Below are 19,775 nucleotides of genomic sequence, written 5' to 3'. Positions count from 1 at the left end.
CTCTCAGGAACCCAGGTGATCACCAGAGGCGATCCACAGCCTGTGCTCTCTGACCTGATCGGTGAAGGCTTGTACGTCCTTGTTCTTGCCGACCCCCGCAAGATTCTGCCGGAACTCGGCCAGGTAACTGACGCAGCGGGCCGACTTGAGTTGCTCGCCCAGGTCGAGAGCATCGAGCGCCACGCTGCAAGCCTCCTCGACGTCTCCGGCGCGTAGGTGGGCGTCGGCAAGAACCATCGTCGCGAAGAAGTCGCTTCGTACGTGATTGCCGCTCATGGCGTTTTCGGCGTGGGCGACAGCCTGCCGGGCGCTGTTGACGTCGCGGAAGCAGTGGGCAGCTTCAGCCGCAAGCTCGGTCTCGTCGAAGTAGCTGATCCATTCGGGCTCGTCGTCGCTGTTCCGGCTCTCCAACGCTCGTGTGGCCGCACTCAATGCGGCCTCGCAGGCTCCTACGTCACCAGTCCGAGCAAGAGCGCGGGCCTCCATGACGTGGAATTGGGCGCGCAGCGTCGGCGTGGCTACGGGAGAGATGCCCATGAGAGCGGCGCGGGCGAGTGTCGCGGCCTGCGTGTAGCGACCGAGGAATGTCGCCTGATGGCTCATGGCGGACAGGATGCTTCCGGCAAGCCGACGGTCATTGGCGTCCTGGGCCAGCCGGAGGGCCTGGAGGAAGTACCGCTGCGCCAGGCCGTGGCGGCAAGCGTCGTAGGACATCCAGCCCGCCAAGAGGGTTGCCTCTGCCACGGTCGAGAACAGCGCTCGCCCAACCTGCTCGCTGTACTGCCCGCGCAGGAGCGGCGTCACCTCGGTGCTGAGGTACTGGACTGCCGCGTGCCGCGCGTGGTCTCCTCCGAAACGGTCGTCCAACTCGGCGAACATGTCCGCGGTGGTCTTGATGGCCGCAACGTCGCCGAAACCGACACGCATTCCGTCCTGACGCTGCCTAGGAACGGCCGGCTCGGGTGCGACCAACCATCGGAGCGAGGCTTCGTTCCACGCAGGTTCGGACGGCTCGGCCTGCAGTAGGGGCTCGTACCGGTTGAGATCGGCGCGCCACAGCTGCCCGACTGTATTGATCGCTCCTTCGGGGCTCGCCGGGTAACTGGCGTCCAAGAGCCCTGTGTCCCGTTCGCCCTCGTACTTCAGCCCTAACTCGGCGGCGCTGAGGTCGTACGCCTCGCACAGCAGCGGACCGTAGAAGTCGTCCGGCGTGCTGTGGCCGTTCTCCCAGCTGGCGATACGGCGTTTCACGCTGGCGTCCGACGGAAGTTGATGCCCGCGGCGGAGCGCAACCTGACGCAACTCGCACACCAACCGCGGCTGACTCCAGCCGCGGCCCACACGCGCTTGACGTAAGCGAACGCTGACAGGCTCCAGCGAAGACGTGACCGTTCCCTCCCCATCTGAGCACGGGTGCGACTTCTGGGGCGCACGACTCTTTAGCCTCACGACCGAATGTACGCGCTGTTCACCGCTGCGCGCTGCAAGTAACCGGAGATCGTGGGCTGTTGGTCCGTGAGGGGGGATGACGCGTCCCCGTGTGACACGTCATCCCCCGTCACCTCTCGTCATCTGTCCTGGCCACGGTGGCGACCCCGAGCCTGGACACAGGGCGGCATTGCGGCCGCAACCGAGTCTCGACCGAGGTGAGTTGACATGCAGAGGATGACCAGGAGGGGCCTGGAGTGGCTGTCGGCAGCAGCGGACAACCCTGCCGAGTGCCGGCAGATTTGGGCAGACGATCCTCGGATGCCTTGCCTGTTGCCGACCGGCCGCTACTTCGACGTGGTGAGCGTGGAACAGCGCCTCGGGATGGAGATGTTTGACCGCCTCCTGCGAAGTGCGATGCCCTTCGGACCGACCGTTGTCGACCGCAGGGCACAGCGAGTCGGATTCTTCCTGTGCTCGCAGAGCCGCGAGACCTTCACGCACTACCTCGAACGCGAAACGTCATCGCCACCGCCGTACCGGTACCTGAGCCACGACTGTGCCGTCGTCGTACCGGGCCCCATCCCGCTGTCCGATGACCGCTATCAGTGGCTCCGTGCACCTACACGCCGACCGGAAGCGAACCCACTGCGCCCCGTCGCCCTCGCCACCGCGCTAGTCGCCTCCGCCGAACTCCTGGCAAGGATCGACCGCTTCGACGAGCAGTACCCGACGCCGTACGCGGCGGTCGCCGCGCTCTCCGAGGAGACGAGTACGGATGCCGACTGAGCCGACCGACGGGCGTGACGCTGCCGCGTGGTCGCCCCTCGACAGCGACGGCTGGTACGCGGCCCGAAACGCGACCACTGCACTTCGAGACGTCCTTGTTCGCGCCGGCTTGGAGAGAGACTTCCCCTACCTGCGTGCGGACCTGAACGCCTTCGGGCACGGCCTCGTCGAGCTGGGCCGGGTATCCCCAGCCACGGCGGAGCGTCTCGCAGAGCTCCTGCGCCTGGCACTCGCGAGCGGCTTCGGCCGAGACCGTAACGACGACGGTGATGAATCGACCGTCGCCGAAGAACACAAGGGAAAGGCCTGACGTCATGACCGACCGGCGCGGAGTGGTAGCCAAACGAGCGGAGAACCTGGCGCCTGACGTGCCTTACGTCCGCGGCTGGAACCGTGCACGTCAAGGCGCTGGCGCCCTGGCTGATCAGCTCGTGCTATTCGGGCTGGACTCGGACTTCCCCGGCCTGGAAGCCGACGTGAACGTCTTCGGTGATGGGCTGGTGCTGCTCGGGACCGTCCGTCCTGAAGCGGCTGAGCTGCTGGCGAGGCTGATCACGGCCGGACTAGCCGCGGAATCGGCGGACACGATGACGCACGTGCCCCTGCTCCCTCCCCGGGAAGCGCCTGCGGCTTGAACCGCTCCTCGGCGGTCTGTTGCCCTGCCGCTCGTCCGGGACCGGCGCCCCAGCGCCGCAGCCCGGACGAACGGCAGGGCCATCAGCTTGGGAAGCTCGGGTTCTGTGGGGTCGATAGGCTCGCTGACCTGTTGTGGGGCAGCGTCGTGACCTTAGGACGTGCTCGGGTGGGGTGACCGCTGTTCCCCGCAGTATCTGGCATGGGTCTGGCACGGAGCCCAATAAAGGCCCAGACTTGATCAGCTTCGGTGCCGCGCTCGACTGACGGCGACGGGTTCGATGAGGCCCGCTTGAGCCTCAGCCGACGAAAGTCAGCCACGATGGCGGGTACGCCAACTGACTGGGCGCGCGTGTGACTCGCTGCACCCCCACCGACCTCAGCCACTCTGGCGGTGCCGTCGACCAGAGCAAGCCGCGACGGTTGACCCGGAACGACGATGCCGCAGCGCTCAGCAGAGAAGCTGTCTCCACCAGGCCCGATTCATAACGGTTTGATTTGACACAACCGTTTTCGGTCCCGGTAGAGGCTTGACAGTTCGGTCCCAGCTGATGGTTGACGTGCTGGCCTCGCTGGCCAGCGTGGCGCTCTGGTGATCAAGCGATGGGTTTCACTTGCGCCAAACATCAGGATTATCTCAGCTTGATCGGAGCGAAGGCGGCGAATATCCAAGCGATAATTCGGGCTACCTAGTCAATTCCTAAATCACCTTCAGGATGCACCACATTCCTGATGCGGGTAGACTTCTTAAGAGCAGCCGGGCCTGCAGGTGCAACACCAGATGCGGCAGTGATAGTGCCTGACGCCATGATGGGGTTTGCAGTGAACTATGGGAACTCTTTTCATCTCCGCGAGCAACTCCTATACAAGATCAGGAGTGCATCGAAGGGACATCAGGTCGCATTTGTGGTGGGCTCAGGTCTGACGCGGGAAACAGTTCCCGGGGTGAGTGAATACGTAGCAATGATGCGCAAAAGCTTGGAAAGTGAGCCGTGGCTTTCTGCTCGATTTGATGAAGAGATAACAGGACCCACGTGGACAGAGAAGTATCAGCAAGCTGCTGCTTTTATTTCACACGTCAAAGACCAAGATCACTTGAATCAAATAATTCGGAAAGGCGTGATAAGGGCCTGCCGCGATGTGGATAGTATGCCTGAGGATGAGATTGATGAGCTAGTGAAAGATGAAAGCCTTCTTAGGCTTTTGGAAAAAGAGGGGACGTGGAATCTAGGGATTGGAGTCGAGGCTTTCGGCCTTTTGTTGACACTCATTCCGCCAGAGAAGAGGGGGCCCGTCCTCACTACTAACTTCGATCCACTAATTGAAGTCTCGATCCGTTCCGCGGGCGCCCGCCCTGCCGTGCAATGGATGGTCGAGGATGGGAGCATTTCAGACTTTGATTCCGATGATGCGATTGATGTAATCCATATGCACGGATATTGGAGGCGAGGAGGTACACTGCATACACAATCTCAACTTGGGCGAGACAGGATGGAACTGGATGGCTCAATCAGGGAGAGGCTGCGAAATAAATATGTTGTGGTTTGCGCCTATGGTGGATGGCGTGACGCCTTCACTAAATCCATAATGGGGCGACTTCGGGAAAGAAATTGCCTTGGAATGGAGGTCTCCTGGGCCTGGCATATGCAAGCACATGAACTGTCTTCGCTGAATGGAATCGGGAAGGAATTGCAGCAGATTCATTGCGTCGCTCAGTTCGTCGGAGTAGACGCCGATCTCCTCTTCCTTGAGGTGCTCACGAAGCTATAGCGACTGCACGGGTGCTTATCAAGTCCGTTTGTTAGAAATTCCAGAGTGATAGTGAGTATTGTTCTGGCCGATTCGTGTGACACCTGCTTCGCGGAATTGCTGCGAAGTGCTCTGGGGTACGCGAAGCGTGTAGCTCGTGAATACGGTCCGGTGGCTCGTCCGCGTTTATGCCCAGACAGCTGCCCCTGGCGTGCTGTGCCCGTAATAGCAGCGATGGGGGGCGTCGAGCGACTTACGTTATGCAATGGCGTCAAACTCCCAGGCGAAAATCCTCGATCTTCTGGCGGATCACCTCGCTAGGATCGTTTCCGAAGGACGCGTCGGTTAGCATTTGGACGATGTCGGAATCGGTAATGGTCACGATCATCTTGTCGTGTTGGATCCATTGGTTCTTGATTGCGTGGACTGCGGATTCTTGCGGATCTATACGCGTCATGATTAGAGCAAATAGTCCCGTTCCATGCTTAGATAGATAATTGGCAACCTGGATTACCTCCTGTTTCTCGATCCCGCGAGTGTAGTTCTTAGCGTCTGCGACTACATAGTCTGCGAAGTATTTTTCTCTGATGAATTTCCAAAACCCATTCTCGGCGTAATTGGGTAGGATGAAGTCCCGTCGGTTCATCTCGTCATCATCAAAGCTTTCCCATACAGGGGATTTCAAAGGAGGGCAGAATAGATATTCTGCGATGTCTCGGCAAAGTCGCTGATAGGCCGACCAAGATCCTCGCCCGGCCGGCATCTGTATGAGTTTGTCAGTCAAGTCAAGGGCTTCGCTCTGTTGAGTAGCGTCGAAGTACTCTGGAGTGAGGAACTTGGACGCCTCGTCTTGCAGGCCCGCTGCTACCGACCTTTCAGCGATCCATGCCCCATCCCATATTTCAACCCCGTTTTTCCTGAGTAGCTCCGCGCTCTTGTTTGCCAAGATTCCAGGAGCTGCCACAACGAGGCGCTGTCTATGGTCCCCATACTGTGCCGCCCGGGCGAGAGCGCCGTAATGTCTCACCTGGTTTACGGCATCTTCAATGCGAGGGTTCGTTTGTGGTGAAACGCGTTTGACCTCGATGATAAGCACGGCGTCCTGTGACTCGGCGATAATATCCGCGCGAGCTCCTGGACCCAATAGAACGTCTTGCGATACATTCCGGTGGCCGGTTTTTTTGAGTAGCTGTACGAGGAAGTGAGTGAATTCGAGCTCACTGAAATCGGGAGCTCCGCCTTGGACTTGGAATCCAAGGCGCTCCAACCAGGTCACGGCGTGCGCCTTTCCACCGCTGAACTCGGCAGGCTTGAGGGCGCGTCCCTGGTCCCACTTATGCGCGACTCCGGCGATCGCCTTGGTGTCATACTCCCTGCCCTCATGTGCGAGGACATATGTGCGGGCCTTGCTGTAGCCGTACTTCGACAGGAATGCCTCGCGCCCCAACTCGTCGTACTCTGCGATTGCCTTGAGTACGGACTGCCGTGTGATCGCTCCTTTGCGCATGACCGAAGAGTACGGCCGGGGACTGACAGAGGTGGGTGTTCTGCCGATCATCTGGGACTCGGACACGGGCGGCCCCGCTCGGGCGGTCCGAAGTCCCAGCCAGCACTGTGCCAGGTATCCGTTGCCAGCTCCTCGCTGACCTGGGGTGCAACGCGTCGTGCGCCCTCCTCGTGCAGGACTCTGGCACACGGTGGTGTGAAGGCCGACAGTGCGCCTCCCATATGATCTGGCACGGCCGTCTGCTGTGTTCAGCGGTCTCCTTGCTCTGGGTCTTCTCGGAGATCTTGGGGAGCTGGGTGGTTACTGGTCGTGCGCGTCCGAGGGGTTCTCAACGGTCGTCGTTGGTCACTGCCGAGCGGCCTTACACGGCCCGGGGCAGCCCAGGTCCACTCCCACTCTGGATGGCTGTCGAATCGCGTGTGCATGAGGCCTGCCTGGGTGACAGGCTGTACGCCATGCAACTCAGGAACGTGGGCGCCATCGATGCCGCCGAGCTGACGCTCCAGCAGCTAATGAACGAGTGCGGAAACCTCAGAAATGGCACGGCTGTTGTCTCCGCTCGGGATAACTACCTGTCCTGGGTCGAGAAGGCTGACAGCCAATTCCGTAGCCTCTTCGACGACGAGAGCATGGCGGATGACCTGTACTCGGCGGGATACTGGGAGATTCGCCGGATCACTCAGGTAACTCCGCGCCCCTACCCCCTGATCTACCGCGAGATCGAGAGCCGGATCCGCGACATCGAGGCCGCGCTTGGGTCACTCACCCGTATCCGCACATTCGCGACCCACCCTGGCGCCATCGTCGTACCGGACACCTCGGCGTTCATCCAGGGCGAAATTTTCACTGACCTCGTGTGGCCCACAAAGATGGGTGCCAAGGGTTCCGTTCGGCTTGTCGTCCCCATCATCGTGGTCGAACAGTTGGACAGGCTCAAGGACGGAGGCAACACACGCGCTGGTGACCGTGCCAGGAAGGTTCTGAAGCGTCTCCGCGAAAAGCGTCGCGCCACTGGTCCCGGTATCCCGGCCCAGGTCCGTGACAAGGTGACTGTCGAGATCTTTCTCGACGACGGGTGGCAGCAGCGGCACCCTATCGCTGACGACGAGATCATCCACCAAGCACTCAAGATCCAGAAGATGGTGCCTCACGAGATCACTCTCGCGTGCGTAGATGCCGGCATGGAGTTCCGGGCCTTGGAGAACGGCCTGAAGGTGTTCGAGGTACCGCTCCCTCCACAGGCCGCCAAGGCCACCATCTGACCTCGAAGACCTCCATGTCTGTGAGCTGAGGCTTCCGCACTGAGATGGGTAACTCGATCTGAACTCGCGCCCCCAACTTGGAAGCTCGGGTTCTCTACGGGTGACCTCCGGGTTGAACTGCGGCGGAGCAGCTACGGGCATGACCGGCTGGCGACGTGGCCCCCGCCGTTCCCCGCACGATCTGGCACGGTTCTGGCACGACCCCGTCGTCCCGAACTGCTGGCTGAAAGCCCATCGTGGGTCAGTGAGCTGGTCGGAAAGCCTCTGATGGCCGTCGGTGGTCGGCTGAGGTCAGGAAGGTTGCTGTACTCCGCTGCTGTATCGCTTGTAGCAGGTGTCTGGCCGGTACGATGCGCATGCTGGGCAGTGTCCACGCAATGGGGGAGGGGCAGTGAGGATCAAGGACTCGGACTACCCGGCAGCGGTCGAAGCGGCCGTGGAGATCCTGCGGAAGCGGGCCCGGCAGGGACAGACCATTACCTACGGGGAGCTGAGCGCCGAGTTGGCGGCACAGGGCTTCGACTCCATCCCGCCTTACCGCGGGGTCATGACCTATCTGCTCAAGGATGTCTGCCTTCACCGCAACGAGGACGGACGAGCACCGATGCTCTCGGCGATCGTGGTGAACAAGGCCAGCCGGGAGCCATCCGACCAGTTCTCCGGCCTCGCCCGAAGCCTGCCCTTCTCCCGGCTGGCCAACTGGAGCTGGCGGGACGAGCAGCAGCAGGTGTTCGCTCAGCACCGTGAGGAATGACGTCGGCCCTTGACACCCGCTTTAGGAGTTCGATCCGACGCCCTCAGCGGTCGGCTGCTGTGAGGCTTGAGCTGACGTCTACGACCGCCCGGAGTTGCTGGCGTCCATCGCTGTTGATGTCAGCCATGGATGTCAGGTGTTCCGCCGGTGCGGCTACGGGCGACGGTAGACAGCAGGGTCGGTTCCGGGTGCCGGAGCCCGGGACAGGTCCAGGTAGCACGGGTGGTCGGGGTCGCCTACTTCCATAAGCACGAACTGGTCGACGTCGTGCTTGGCGAAACGATGGAGGTACTGCAGGAAGAGTTCCAGCTCATCGTCGGAGAGAGGCTCGTCGTGTCGGTCGTTTCGCATGCCCTCACCCTATGGCTGGCCTGGGTAATACGACCTCTTCGTCCCGAATAATGTGCGGAAAGATCGCTGACCAGGACCGTCGAATGTATGCGCAGGTCAGGGTCTGGTGCGCGTTGGTTAGCACAGGTTGTCGTGCGGCATGATTTTCTTGATCCACTCCCCGTTCACTCCCCGGTGCTTGGCCCCAGGGGTCGCCCGGCGATTCCGCTCGGGAGTTGAGAGCGGCAACAACCAAGGGAACTTGACCACTGCGGCCCCCGTCCCACCAGGACCGTTGTTGCGCAGGAAGTGATGATCGGTCACTCCTCGGAGGGGGCGGCGTCACCTGCGAGCTCGATGCGCGCCGGCGACCGAGCCAGTTGAGCAGCGCCCAGGTGGCCACTCCGGAGCCAGCAGTCCAACTCCACCCGTACGTGAGCAGCTTGTGGAGTCCGTCGGTGACGATGTAACAGAACCCATCGGCCTCCGGGATAGCGCCTGCCGAGATGCAAAAAGTGGCTGGATAGATCACACTGTGAGTAAACGGGATTTCTGCGGATGTGCCTTCCGCGAGTCGGCCGGCCTCAGCGCGGGACGCCAACATCAACCGCAGGGGGGATCTACTTTGGAGATCTGATGGCAAGCGGTCCCAATGACTTCAACCTGACCATTTCCCTCGACAGCCTCTTTTGCTTCCAGGGCGACGATATCGACAACGTGATGGGTCCGGAGTCCGAGCCGTACCTCTGGGTCATCATGATGAAGATCGACGGCGAGTTGCTGTTTCAGCAAGGGAATCAGTTGGTCGGCACTCCCTCATTCTTCTTCAGTTGGGGAAGTCACGGCGACATCGGTGGCCCAATCCTTCAAGGCAGCCGCCCCATTCCGGCATCAATCGGGCAATGGACAACCTCGATGAACCCGATCCCGATATCACTAGCAGGTCAGGAACTCACGCAGATACCTGGCGTAATCATCTGCGCCGGAGTGCTACTGGAAGAGAACATGACGCCGGACGAGGCAGTAGAGAAGGCTCACTTCTCAACGGAGGATCTCATTACCCGCACAGCGAAAAGCGTGATTGACAGCTTGGGGCTTGCGGGATTCGCTGCGGACACGGCTGCCGAGGTCGCACTTACCAATCACAGCATCTCCCAGGCAGCGAGCGACGTCCTAAATCGGAGAATGAAGCCAGTCTATGACCTCTTCGAAGTTGCCGCACCAGCCGCCGCCGCCGTGACCGTACTTGAGAATCTTGACCTGGGTGGATTCATCGGGACCGCAATAGACCGTGATAAGCCAATGGGGACATTCAGTCGCACCTTTGGCCAGGCTGAGCTCGCTGGTACGCGAGAATACACGCCAGGTAAGGGGGACGGGCAGTCGATTGAGATCAATGAGAAAATATGGAATATGCCGGAATGGGCCTACACTGTCCATGGGCGAGCCTGGGCTCACCATCGCTTGGTGCGAAAGGGATTCCCCGTTGGCCATCGACTTAAGGTGTCTTGCTCGTCCAAACGTTTCACGTCGTCCATGCAGAGTCGCGTGAGCGGAATCGGCGGCGTTGAAGGTGAGACTCGTTGGTACTTGACGCGTGAGGAAGCAGCCAACGCTATCCTCGAAGGCAAGCATTCCTTCTATGTAGAAGGTGATGACGGTAGGGAATTGGAGGTCCGTGCCGTTCAGGGAGGTTATCGGTCCGGCAGGCCTTGGTATTATGTGCAAACTGATACTGACAGCAAGGTCAGCAACAACCTCCTAGGAATGCCCTCTTGCCCGCCAGGCCCCATGGACGAGTTCTGGTATTGATTCCTGATGCTGTGCACACGGAATGGTCTGTGCCTACTGAGACACCCAGCGCGACCGGTGGAAGAACACCGGAGGATTGCCGCAGGCATCCCACGGACCCGACTCAAGCAGCGAACCGGAGCCGCGCGGGCTGCGGTGTGATGGTCCGTGAATCCATGGTCCGCCAGCTGTGCCGCCCGCTGCCCGAGCCAACCGGAGACGCGGGGCCCGCCGTTCACCGCGATGCCGCCCGTACCCGGACCGCGGCCGCGCACTGCGCAAGGTCATGCGACGCCGCCGCTACCAACTGCCGTGCGACAGGCCCGAGACCGGAAACGGGTCGCACTGGCCGCCATGCCGTACGCCGGTGAATACCGGCTCTCCACCCGCTGACGGCATACGCCGAAGCATCCAGCGCTCCGGGCGCCGATTCACTCTCGTCGAGACGCCTGCCTCGCGGCCACCCTCTGCCGGTGCAAAACAAGGAAGAGCGCCAGGAGGAGGTCATCGGACAGCGCCGGACTCTCGCCCGGCAGCCTGACCAGATTGGGACGCGAACCGAGCCGGTCGTAGAAGATCTCAAGAGGACCGATCGCACGCACTCGGCTACCCCGGTGGTCGTGCCTCAGCTCATAGGGGCCAATCCGCAGCAGACGTTGGCCGAGCCTGCTGTACTCGCAGCTCCACTCGCCGACAGCGAGAATCCGACCCAATCTGCTATATGTGATCTGGGCGCCACCCACTGTACGCAGACGCCCACCCAGGCGGTCATACCCAAGCGCCCAACTCCCAAGGGCACAAGGCCGGTTGCCCAACTGGTCGTAGGAGATCGTGGCATCACCAATCTTCCGCAATCGGCCCCCGAGCATGTCGTAAGTCAGCTCGATGTCCATGCGCCACCTCACCTCCGGGAAGGGCGCCAGAGCGTCAACCATCAGACCGCTCCGGGCCCGCCTGATCTTGCGGCGGGAACAGAGAATCCTCCAGGGCAGGCAGCTCGAACAGCATGAGAAGCAGTACCACTGGGACAAGCAGAGCTATCACAGCCACGGCACCTCCCCACGTAGCCGGAACACCGCTCTCGCTCAACGGCAAGCCAGCCACATTCACCGTGCGTCCATACGGGGGTCGCCGCACACGGGGACGGGGCCTACATCGGCCGATCGGGTGATTCCTTGTCGTCGGATGCCCGGGCGAGTGGTGGCGGTGCGCAGTGCTCGCGCCGACTCCGGAACCGGCACCACGCATTGAGCCCCTCCCAGTCGTCCGCGGCGCAGGGAGGGGCTCACGCGCGTCTCACTCGACGCATCCAGTCCAGCACACCGGCGAGTACCGCACCTCCACCCGCTGACTACATCAGCCCTCGGCCGGCTCGCCGGGAGTCTCCGTTGGTCCGACTGGCGCCGCCGACACCAGGCCCGATCCAAGTGGTGGCGGACCGTCCTAGGCGCGGAACATCTTCGCGGACGTTCAGTCGGTCCTGTCTGCCGCCGTCGACGATGCGCTGTTGTCGCGCAACCCGTGCGGCGCGCGGACCGTTCGGCGTCCCAAGCCTGACCCGCGTCCCGTGGTTCCGTGGTTGCCTGACCAGGCCGCCGTCGACATCGCCGCCTACTACACGGTGAAGATCCCCGCTCCGTGCACCCGCGAGATGCCGCTGGTCCTCCAGGTCGACGGCAAAGGCGTGGTGATGCGCCCCGAAGCCCTGCGCGAGGCCACCCGCCGGGCCGCGGCCAAGAGTGCGGCGGCCGGACGGCGCGGGCGGCTTGGCTCCGGGAGAGAAACCCAACCGCAAGCGCATGGCGCCGGTGGCCTGCGTCTTCGACACCGCGCCCGCCCCGCGCCGACCGCACGAAATGAGGCTTCCCGCCGCCACATCCGCCTGCACGTCCTGCTCGACTTCGTGCACGTTGCCGAGTACTGCTGGACGGCAGCCCACGCCTTCCACCCGGTCGGCAGCCGCGAGGCCGAGACCTGGGCGGCGGACAAACTCACCGCGATCCTCGCCGGACACGCCGACCGCGCCGCCGCCGAGATGACCGTCCAAGCCGCGGCAGAGCAGCTTCCCGCCACCCGTCGCGAGGCCGTCACCACCTGCCACCGCTACCTCACCGGCCACCTCGCCCAGCTCCACTACGACACTGCCCTCGCGTCCGGCTGGCCGATCGCCACCGGCGCCATCGAGGGCGCCTGCCGCCACCTGATCGCCGACCGCCTCGACATCACCGGCGCCCGCTGGGGCCTCGACGGGGCCGAAGCCGTCCTCCAACTCCGCGCACTGATCACGAACGGCGACTTCGAGGACTACTGGACCTTCCACACGGCCCGCGAGCATCAGCGCCTCTACCCCAGCCCCGACCAGGAGAACTACAGCCTCACTGCTTGATCCCGACGATCACTTCAGAGGAGCCGCACCCAACGGCCGGAGACGCTCACCGCGTGATGATGGAGTCCCTCGGAGACCCATAGGCGGGTGACTTCTTCGTCCCGAAGCAACTTGGGTGTGGCCGCTGCCTTGTGCTGATGTCTCCCTTACCTGCTGCGATGGTCCGCAGGCGTCCGCGCTCGTCCGCCGTCGTTCGCTGGCGTTGTCACGCAGTTAGACACTCACCAATGCTGCGTCCTGGTGGCTTTTGAAGACCGCCGCCCTTGTCATCGCAGGATGTCAGCGCGTCGGGTAGCCGGATCCACTGCGGCTCTCAGGGGACGCCAGAACTGCTGTCAAGCACGGCCTTTCAAATCTTCGTCCCGTCGATCAACGAGTCCCTAGGGCTCCAGACAACTCGTCCCGAGCGCGCTGAGCATCCGCAAGTTGCTCCTTCACTTCGTCGACGACGATGGGATCACCCGATGTGCCTCGTTCAAGGAGTGCCTTCGTGCAAGTCAGTGCGTAGTGGTCGAGTGCCGCGCGAATTACGTCCTGATGTTGCTTGAGGAATCGTTCCGCAGGAGTCATGCGGCCACCCTAACTACCTCAAAGAGGGGAGATGCGGCTCTTGGCCGTTCTGGTCCTACTTTGAAGGAACCTCAGGAGTTACGCCCAACCCAGGCGCCGGAGTTCAGGCTCCTCCTGTCGACTACACGATGATCCTGAAGACATGACTGGTCCGATCCGCATGATCGTCCAACCGTTGTGCCATTGCGGGCCGGCGAGTGCCCGTGGGCGGCGAGCTCCTGGGCCTGGCCCACAGCGTGGTGGGCACCACCAAGTCTCTCCGCCGGTCCGGGCTGGAGACTGACTGGGCGGAAGTCACTGAAGCACCGTGCCTGAGCTGTGGGGCCTGGAAACGAACGGTTGATCTAACATCACCCGACACGCCCTTGGCCGCGTGTCGGCCTGCGACCAGGCACTGCAAACCCATGCACCAGGCGAGACATCCAGCCAACCGTGGTAAACCTGGACCATCTCTAGCGCAAGGATCATTGACGGTTGTACGGTGTCCCCCTGTGTGACGGCGGTGCAGCGCAAAGTAATCGGGGGTGCGCGTGATCTCTCCTGCTGGGATTTCCGAGGGCGAGGAACCTGAAGAGAACGAAGGAGTGGCACTGGCCGCTCTGGAGGCGACTCCTTCTCCGGACAATAGCGGGATTGTGACCTTCGGAAAGTACCGGTATCAGGCCAAGGTTGCAGCACTACTGTGGCTCTCTTGTCTCCAGGACGAGGGACCCGTAGCAATTATTTGCGAGCACATTGACGACATTGTTCTGGTATGGGAAGACCGGGTCGAGTTCCGTCAGGTCAAGACCAGAATTCCTGGCAGAGCGAGTTGGACTTTTTCCGAAGTATGTAAAGACGGCGGCGGCATTGACTCATTGATGCGGTCTCACCTCGCCTTCCAGAAAGGCTCCAGCGGCCTGAATGTGACTGCCGCATTCTCGCTGTGGCTTGAGGGAGCATCCTCCCTCAAAGACCAAACAGCCAAATTCTTCAAGCAGCCAAATTCGGTTTCTGGCGACGACCGAAGCAAGGTACTTTCCCTTGCGCGCGCCGTGGCCGACGACCAGAAGTGCACCTTCAATGATGAGGACGTCGTCGGCTTCCTAGGTGCTCTCGCAATTTTGTCTAATCGTGTCAATGAGCAAGACATTGACAATATGCTCTTCGCGGCTTTGGCTGAGGCTCTCCCCAATACCAGGGTGATTAACGTTGTGCAAGCCGGGATTAAACTCGTGCAGCGCGCAGAGGATGCTCAAGCTGGCACATTGGTGACCAGGAAAGCGCAAGAATTCATGCTGGCAGTCGGACTTGCTCCCTCGACCGGCAAAAATCCGCTTGAGCGCCAGACACTAACACGCCAAGAGCTCATTTCTCTGCTTCCCGACGACCCTGCTCTCGGTCAGGCGCAACTAAACGCCCTGCTGACATCAGGAAACCCAATCTCTAATCTCCGCCGCAAGCTGATATTGGCCTGTGCTAGTCAAGAAGTGCAGGCGGAGGCTGCATCTCTTCAAGCTGTCGCTGATTCACGGCGTCTCGAAATTCTGGCCTCCTCAATCTCTGCAGAAGAGAAACTGGCGGAACTGGCAGAAGAAGTTCTCGATCACGGGAGAACTGTCGCATCGAGGCGAGCGAACTCCACCATTCCCGGGCAGGAAGTATTCCTAGACCTGAAACATGATCGTCTAATTCTGCGACAGCTGGATGTTGAGGGCCTGTTCCCCTCGCGCCATGGGCAACTCGGCTATCTGTGCTGCCTCTCAGATGAGTGTGAATACTCATGGAGGGCCTCATGAGTACACCATTGGAAGCCAGGCGAGCCCGTCGCGTAGCGGCAGAGCGCGAAAAATACCGACCGTCGGCGGAAGGCGCAGCAAGGTTGTTGCTGTTGATTGACACCTTCAGTCGGCAGAAGGGAAATAGCGCTAATCTGGAAGGTCGCACAAAACTTGCAAAGTTGGACTTCTTCTTGAGATACCCCGAACGCCTGGCGGTGGCTTTGCGGAGTAAGGGTGTCAGTCCTGAAGCGATTGCCATGGCAACAGAGGAAGGGGTTCCCATTGACGAACGAATGGTCAGATATCGATATGGCCCATGGGACCCATCTTATTACTCTCTCCTAGGTAGCCTAATTGGGCGTGACCTGGTAGAGGTGGTCAAGGTAAATTCGCGAGGGCTTGGATACCGAAGCACTCCCAAGGGGGCCGCTTTCGTTGAGCGTCTCTTGGAAGACGAGTCTTGGGTGGAATATCAGGCTCGTGCTGCTCTCCTGAAACGCCACTTTGACGTTTCAGGAGAGACTTTGAAGAAGCTGGTTTACTCCCTGTTTCCCGATATTGCAGGATCTTCCTGGGGGAGAAGCATCTAATGGCCAAGCAGAATCACTCGCTATGCATCGATTATGTAAGGCTTGTTGGGGGTAACAGAGAGGTACGTTTTAATCCAGACCTGAGTATCGTCCAAGGCGAGATTGCCACAGGGAAATCCACGCTCCTGCGGCTAATTCGTGCGTTCCTTGGAGCGGTTCCAAAGAGCCTGCCCCCTGAGGTGAGTAATGTTAGTGCCATCACCGGACGTTTGGAGACGGGTACCGGCGAGTGGCTTATCTCGCGCCCACGAGTGACCACACAAACGGCAAAAGTTGATATCGCAGGAGTGGACGCCGCTCTGCGGCTTCCTGCCGTAAAGAATGACGGGACGGCAGATAAGACATACTCCCAGTGGATGCTTGAGCAACTGGGGCTTCCTCTTGTCGAGGTGCCAACATCCCGCAGCCGGCCCGAGTCTAGCGAGTATGTGCCAGTGTCGATCAATGACTGGCTGAATTACTCGTTGATCGCTGGGGCCGAGATCGACAACATGGTGTTTGGGCATCGGGATCCATTTCGCAACATCAAGCGGCGTTACGTCTTTGAGATCGCCTTTGGCTTGTATGATACGGAAATGGCCCGTCTGCAGGCGGAACTCAAGTCTGTGGAAAGTCGCCTAAATTTCGTTGCCCAGCAGAGTAGTGCTTTCGACAAGCTAATGCGTGGTACCGCACTTGCCAGCAGAGAGGACCTCGAGACTCGTCTGCAGCAATTGATTGAAGAATCCAGCCAATTCGAGTCTGAGGATTACAATAGCGCCGAAGGTCTTCACAGTAGACTCGGAACAGACAGTCTGCGCGACTCTGTAATTCGCTTGGAGCAGGCTTGTGTTGATCTGAACGAAGAGAAGGGTGCTGTCTCTCGACAGTTGGGTGATCTTGAGCAACTGAGGATGCAATTGCATTCGCAGGTGGTGAAGCTCTCGCGCGCCATTGTCGCTGAGGACAACTTGTTGGACTTTGACTTCATTGTTTGTCCTCGGTGTGGACAGGATCTCCCTGCCGAACGGGAGGGCGATCATGATCACTGCCGGTTGTGTACCCAACCGCTAGTCGACCAAAGCGACCGACGTGCTGCTCTGATCAAAGAGCAGGGAAGAATCCAGGCTCAAATTGCAGAAACCAACGATGTTCAAAGGTTCCGCAAGGAGGAGCTGGAAGGCATTGATTCTCTTCTGTCCCTGCGGTCTGCCGAACTAGAAACTGCCCGCGCAGAGTTGGAGTACCGGACTCGATCGTATGTTAGCACTCATGGCGATGAGATTAGTGAGTTGGGAGCGCGCCGGGCCCGGAACTTGGAGGAGCAGGCACGGGTCCGAGATTACTTGACAATCCTTGCGCGACGAGCAGAGATCATGGAGGACGCTCAAGTCCTGCAACAATTGAAGGACTCCCTCACTGCCGACTTGTCAAGCAGAGATAACTCGTCGGTGGCAGAAGACAACCTGAGCGCTCTTGAGGAGAGGTTCGGTGAATACCTCGTACAGCTTGAGCCACCACAGATTGGGGGCGCAGAGCTGGGCGTGGAAATTGATAAACGAAACTTCCTCCCCTTGGTTGGCGGTCGATCATTCGATGAGATCTCCAGTCAAGGTATGCAAGTTCTTGTGAACATTGCATACTCTCTGGCCGTGCACACGGTGTGCATCGATCGAAGTTTGCCGATGCCCGGATTGCTCGTTCTCGATGGAATTAGCAGCAATACGGGGCGAGAAGGTTGGGATGCGCGGCGGGAGGACAACGCTTTCCGATTGCTCGCTGAAGTGGCCGGCCAGTACAGAGATAAACTGCAAATCATCGTGATCGATAATGATGCGCCAGAATTTCTGGAAGACAAGGTCGTCCTTCGGCTTTCTGAGAGCGACCGTCTGATCCGTTTTGAGTAGCGCAGAGGTCGGTGGAGCGGCTTTGGGGTGGCGCTGCTTTGGCGCGAGTGATCATGGCCCCGTAAGCTTCCGGCGCGTCGGGCAGTCTGTGGACCTGCCCGTTAAAGCACGACGTTGGGGCCATGATCTTCGAGGCTCGCGCCAAAGTGGCTCCGTAAAGCCGCGTAGCCGACCGCCCCAGCCACGACGCACCCCTTCTCCGGCATCAGGCGGCTGCTTGCTTGGAGCGCGGCACGGGCGCCGGCCGGGCTGGAGCGGGGCGGAGACAGGAGCGCAGGCACGGCCGGGGGCCGTGCCGCGCCCGGGGAGCGAAGCGAGCCGCCTTGATTACGTGGAGAAAATCTGAGCCAGTTCGGGCTCGGACTAGATGTCCGATCCCGGGTGATGCTTGACAGTTCGATCCCAGCTGATGGTTGACGGGGGCCGTGATCGGCTTTTCTGTGCACGTCGTTGCGGCGTGTGGCGGGAGGCCGGGATTGGCTCTGGTGGAGTTGTCGGTTGTCGAGCAGAGATACCGGGCTGTGCTGGCGGTGTTGGCGGGCGCGACGGTGACTGAGGTCGCCGCATCGCTCGGGGTGTCGCGGCAGACGGTCAGCGGGTGGAAGTCCCGGTATGAAGCCGAGGGGCTGGCGGGTCTGGCGGACCGGTCACGCAGGCCGGCCTCGTGTCCGCATCAGGCATCCGCCGAGGTGGAGGCGGCGGTGTGCGAGCTGCGGCGCAAGCACCCTCGCTGGGGTCCGCGGCGGATCGCTCATGTGCTGGAGCGGTCCGGGGTGGTGAGCCCGGTGCCGTCGCGGATGACTGTGTATCGGATCCTGGTCCGGCATGGGCTGGTGGAGCCGGGGGTGCGGCGGCGGAAGCGGTCGGAGTACAAGCGCTGGCAGCGCGAGCGTGCGATGCAGTTGTGGCAGATGGACATCGTGGGCGGGGTGATGCTCGTCGACACGGTGACCGGCGAGCTGACCGAGGCGAAGATCGTGACGGGGGTGGATGACCATTCCCGGTACTGCGTGATCGCGTCGGTGGTCGAGCGGGCGACCGGACGGGCGGTCTGCGCGGCCTTCGCCCGGGCCCTGCAGACGTTCGGGGTGCCGGAAGAGGTGCTCACCGACAACGGCAAGCAGTTCACCGCCCGGTTTGGCCGTGGTGGTGAGGTGCTGTTCGACCGAATCTGCCGGGAGAACGGGATCGCGCACCGCCTCACCCAGCCGGCGTCGCCGACCACGACGGGCAAGGTCGAGCGGTTCCATCAGACGCTGCGGCGTGAACTCCTCGACGACTGCGGCGCGTTCGAGAGCATCGGGGCAGCTCAGGCGGCGCTGGACGAGTGGGTTCACGAGTACAACTTGGTCCGGCCGCATCAGGCCCTGGACATGCACTCTCCCGCTGACCGGTTCACCCCGGTCCCCGAGCAGGAACGGGACGTATTGGGCCTGAAGATCCCCGGGGTGCTCGCCCTGGTCCCGCAGCAGCGGACGGCTCGCGCTGCGGTGCCGGATCCGGTCGGGATGGTGCCTGTTTCTGTCCCTCTTCCTGAGGCGGTGCAGGTGGACGAGGGCGGGCCGGTGGAGTTCGAGCGGGTGGTGCCTGCGAGTGGGAATCTGCAGGTCGCAGGCAAGCAGTTCTGGCTGGGGCCGTCCCGTTCGGGGCTGACGGTGACGTTCTGGGCGGATACCTCGGTGATCCACCTGCTGGTCGCCGGGGCGCGGATCAAGAGCGTGCGGTCGCACCTGTCGGTGGCGGATCTCGTGCAGCTTGCCGCCCGGGGAGGTCGCGCGGCTGGTCCGTCTCCGCTGCCTGCCGGGGACGGGGCCGCGTTCGAGGTGGACCGGGTGGTGAACAACAGCGGGCTGGTGAACCTGGGCGGGCGCCAGGTACTGGCTGCGGAGATCCTCGGCGGCCGCCAGGTCGGCATCCGGATCGACGAGGAGACGCTGTCGTTCTTCGACCTGTCCTCGCGGGAGCTGCTGCGGGTGCGGCCCAACCCCCTCAACAGCGAGAAGGTTCAGCGGTTGCACGGCCTGCGGCCCGCGGGCCCGCCGCCCCGGCCCCGGATCGAGCCAGTCCGCGTGCAGCGGCGGGTCAGCGCGGTGGGCACGGTCATGGTCTGCCGCCAGACCGTCTCCCTCGGCCGCCCCTACGCAGGCCGGACGGTAACCGTGCACGTATCGGACACCACGATCACCGTCGAACTGGACGGGCAGATCCGGGTCATCCGGCGCACGACCGACGTCCCGGTCCGTAACGTGAAAGCCAACAAGCCCCACGGGGCTCCCTATGTTGTCTAGGCCCACCGTGAAGCATCACCTGGGACCAGAACGTCAGGCATCAACTGGGATC

At 61.5% G+C, this 19,775-nt stretch carries 14 protein-coding genes and 2 pseudogenes; 11 read left to right on the top strand and 5 right to left on the bottom strand.

The window, feature by feature from the left end:
• Positions 1-3: 3 nt before the first annotated feature.
• Positions 4-1,251, bottom strand: a complete 1,248-nt coding sequence (locus ABZT17_RS21285) for a hypothetical protein (protein ID WP_356350990.1) — start codon at positions 1,249-1,251, stop codon at positions 4-6.
• A 405-nt stretch (positions 1,252-1,656) separates the two neighbouring features.
• Here ABZT17_RS21285 and ABZT17_RS21280 point away from each other — a divergent pair, with 405 nt between their 5' ends.
• From ABZT17_RS21280 to ABZT17_RS21265, 4 genes are all read left to right on the top strand, one after another.
• Positions 1,657-2,217 carry a bifunctional DNA primase/polymerase gene (locus ABZT17_RS21280; RefSeq protein WP_356350988.1) on the top strand — a complete coding sequence of 187 codons (561 nt, stop codon included), beginning with the start codon at positions 1,657-1,659 and terminating at the stop codon, positions 2,215-2,217.
• Positions 2,207-2,527, top strand: a complete 321-nt coding sequence (locus tag ABZT17_RS21275; RefSeq protein WP_356350986.1) for a hypothetical protein — start codon at positions 2,207-2,209, stop codon at positions 2,525-2,527. Before ABZT17_RS21280 ends, ABZT17_RS21275 begins: the two co-directional genes overlap by 11 nt.
• Positions 2,528-2,531: 4 nt before the next feature.
• On the top strand, positions 2,532-2,852 hold the full coding sequence (locus ABZT17_RS21270; protein WP_356350985.1) for a hypothetical protein: 321 nt from the start codon (positions 2,532-2,534) through the stop codon (positions 2,850-2,852).
• 730 nt (positions 2,853-3,582) lie between these two features.
• Positions 3,583-4,620, top strand: coding sequence for a hypothetical protein (locus tag ABZT17_RS21265; RefSeq protein WP_356350984.1), 1,038 nt, complete (start codon positions 3,583-3,585; stop codon positions 4,618-4,620).
• Between the two features lie 250 nt (positions 4,621-4,870).
• Here ABZT17_RS21265 and ABZT17_RS21260 read toward each other — a convergent pair whose 3' ends face one another.
• A complete protein-coding gene (locus ABZT17_RS21260; protein WP_356350982.1) occupies positions 4,871-6,106 on the bottom strand; it encodes a restriction endonuclease in 1,236 nt (411 codons plus the stop codon).
• 455 nt (positions 6,107-6,561) lie between these two features.
• On the opposite strand from ABZT17_RS21260, the gene ABZT17_RS21255 reads away from it, so the two are divergent.
• Both ABZT17_RS21255 and ABZT17_RS21250 read left to right on the top strand, forming a co-directional pair.
• Positions 6,562-7,368 (top strand): PIN domain-containing protein, encoded by an 807-nt coding sequence (locus tag ABZT17_RS21255; RefSeq protein WP_356350981.1) that lies wholly within the window; start codon positions 6,562-6,564, stop codon positions 7,366-7,368.
• Between the two features lie 391 nt (positions 7,369-7,759).
• Entirely contained in the window at positions 7,760-8,122 is a 363-nt protein-coding gene (locus ABZT17_RS21250) for a hypothetical protein (protein WP_356350979.1), read from the top strand.
• Positions 8,123-8,275: 153 nt separating this feature from the next.
• Here the strand turns inward: ABZT17_RS21250 and ABZT17_RS21245 are convergent, their stop codons facing one another.
• Positions 8,276-8,473 (bottom strand): hypothetical protein, encoded by a 198-nt coding sequence (locus ABZT17_RS21245; protein ID WP_356350977.1) that lies wholly within the window; start codon positions 8,471-8,473, stop codon positions 8,276-8,278.
• Between the two features lie 615 nt (positions 8,474-9,088).
• On the opposite strand from ABZT17_RS21245, the gene ABZT17_RS21240 reads away from it, so the two are divergent.
• Positions 9,089-10,264, top strand: coding sequence for a hypothetical protein (locus tag ABZT17_RS21240; protein WP_356350976.1), 1,176 nt, complete (start codon positions 9,089-9,091; stop codon positions 10,262-10,264).
• A 103-nt stretch (positions 10,265-10,367) separates the two neighbouring features.
• On the opposite strand, the pseudogene ABZT17_RS21235 reads toward ABZT17_RS21240, so the two are convergent.
• Positions 10,368-10,491, bottom strand: a pseudogene (locus ABZT17_RS21235) (GNAT family N-acetyltransferase); the annotation flags it as partial.
• A 183-nt stretch (positions 10,492-10,674) separates the two neighbouring features.
• Entirely contained in the window at positions 10,675-11,136 is a 462-nt protein-coding gene (locus tag ABZT17_RS21230) for a hypothetical protein (protein ID WP_356350974.1), read from the bottom strand.
• Between the two features lie 698 nt (positions 11,137-11,834).
• On the opposite strand from ABZT17_RS21230, the pseudogene ABZT17_RS21225 reads away from it, so the two are divergent.
• From ABZT17_RS21225 to ABZT17_RS21210, 4 genes and pseudogenes are all read left to right on the top strand, one after another.
• A pseudogene (locus ABZT17_RS21225) lies at positions 11,835-12,629 on the top strand (ISKra4 family transposase); the annotation flags it as partial.
• A gap of 1,094 nt (positions 12,630-13,723) precedes the next feature.
• Positions 13,724-14,977 (top strand): dsDNA nuclease domain-containing protein, encoded by a 1,254-nt coding sequence (locus tag ABZT17_RS21220; RefSeq protein ID WP_356350973.1) that lies wholly within the window; start codon positions 13,724-13,726, stop codon positions 14,975-14,977.
• A 571-nt stretch (positions 14,978-15,548) separates the two neighbouring features.
• Positions 15,549-17,435, top strand: coding sequence for a hypothetical protein (locus tag ABZT17_RS21215; RefSeq protein WP_356350972.1), 1,887 nt, complete (start codon positions 15,549-15,551; stop codon positions 17,433-17,435).
• 476 nt (positions 17,436-17,911) lie between these two features.
• Positions 17,912-19,723, top strand: coding sequence for an IS481 family transposase (locus tag ABZT17_RS21210; RefSeq protein ID WP_356350971.1), 1,812 nt, complete (start codon positions 17,912-17,914; stop codon positions 19,721-19,723).
• Positions 19,724-19,775: the final 52 nt, after the last annotated feature.

This window comes from Streptomyces sp. NPDC005648, assembly GCF_040605395.1.
Taxonomy (GTDB): domain Bacteria; phylum Actinomycetota; class Actinomycetes; order Streptomycetales; family Streptomycetaceae; genus Streptomyces.
The sequence above is the reverse complement of the archived record's forward strand: the minus strand, read 5'-3'. Positions and strand labels throughout refer to the sequence as shown.

Excerpts from the sequence above, each read along its gene's own strand:
- ABZT17_RS21280 (WP_356350988.1), top strand. The coding sequence starts at position 1,657 with ATGCAGAGGATGACCAGGAGGGGCCTGGAGTGGCTGTCGGCAGCAGCG.
- ABZT17_RS21275 (WP_356350986.1), top strand. The coding sequence starts at position 2,207 with ATGCCGACTGAGCCGACCGACGGGCGTGACGCTGCCGCGTGGTCGCCC.
- ABZT17_RS21270 (WP_356350985.1), top strand. The coding sequence starts at position 2,532 with ATGACCGACCGGCGCGGAGTGGTAGCCAAACGAGCGGAGAACCTGGCG.
- ABZT17_RS21265 (WP_356350984.1), top strand. The coding sequence starts at position 3,583 with ATGCGGGTAGACTTCTTAAGAGCAGCCGGGCCTGCAGGTGCAACACCA.
- ABZT17_RS21260 (WP_356350982.1), bottom strand. The coding sequence starts at position 6,106 with ATGCGCAAAGGAGCGATCACACGGCAGTCCGTACTCAAGGCAATCGCA.
- ABZT17_RS21255 (WP_356350981.1), top strand. The coding sequence starts at position 6,562 with ATGCAACTCAGGAACGTGGGCGCCATCGATGCCGCCGAGCTGACGCTC.
- ABZT17_RS21245 (WP_356350977.1), bottom strand. The coding sequence starts at position 8,473 with ATGCGAAACGACCGACACGACGAGCCTCTCTCCGACGATGAGCTGGAA.
- ABZT17_RS21240 (WP_356350976.1), top strand. The coding sequence starts at position 9,089 with ATGGCAAGCGGTCCCAATGACTTCAACCTGACCATTTCCCTCGACAGC.
- ABZT17_RS21230 (WP_356350974.1), bottom strand. The coding sequence starts at position 11,136 with ATGGACATCGAGCTGACTTACGACATGCTCGGGGGCCGATTGCGGAAG.
- ABZT17_RS21215 (WP_356350972.1), top strand. The coding sequence starts at position 15,549 with ATGGCCAAGCAGAATCACTCGCTATGCATCGATTATGTAAGGCTTGTT.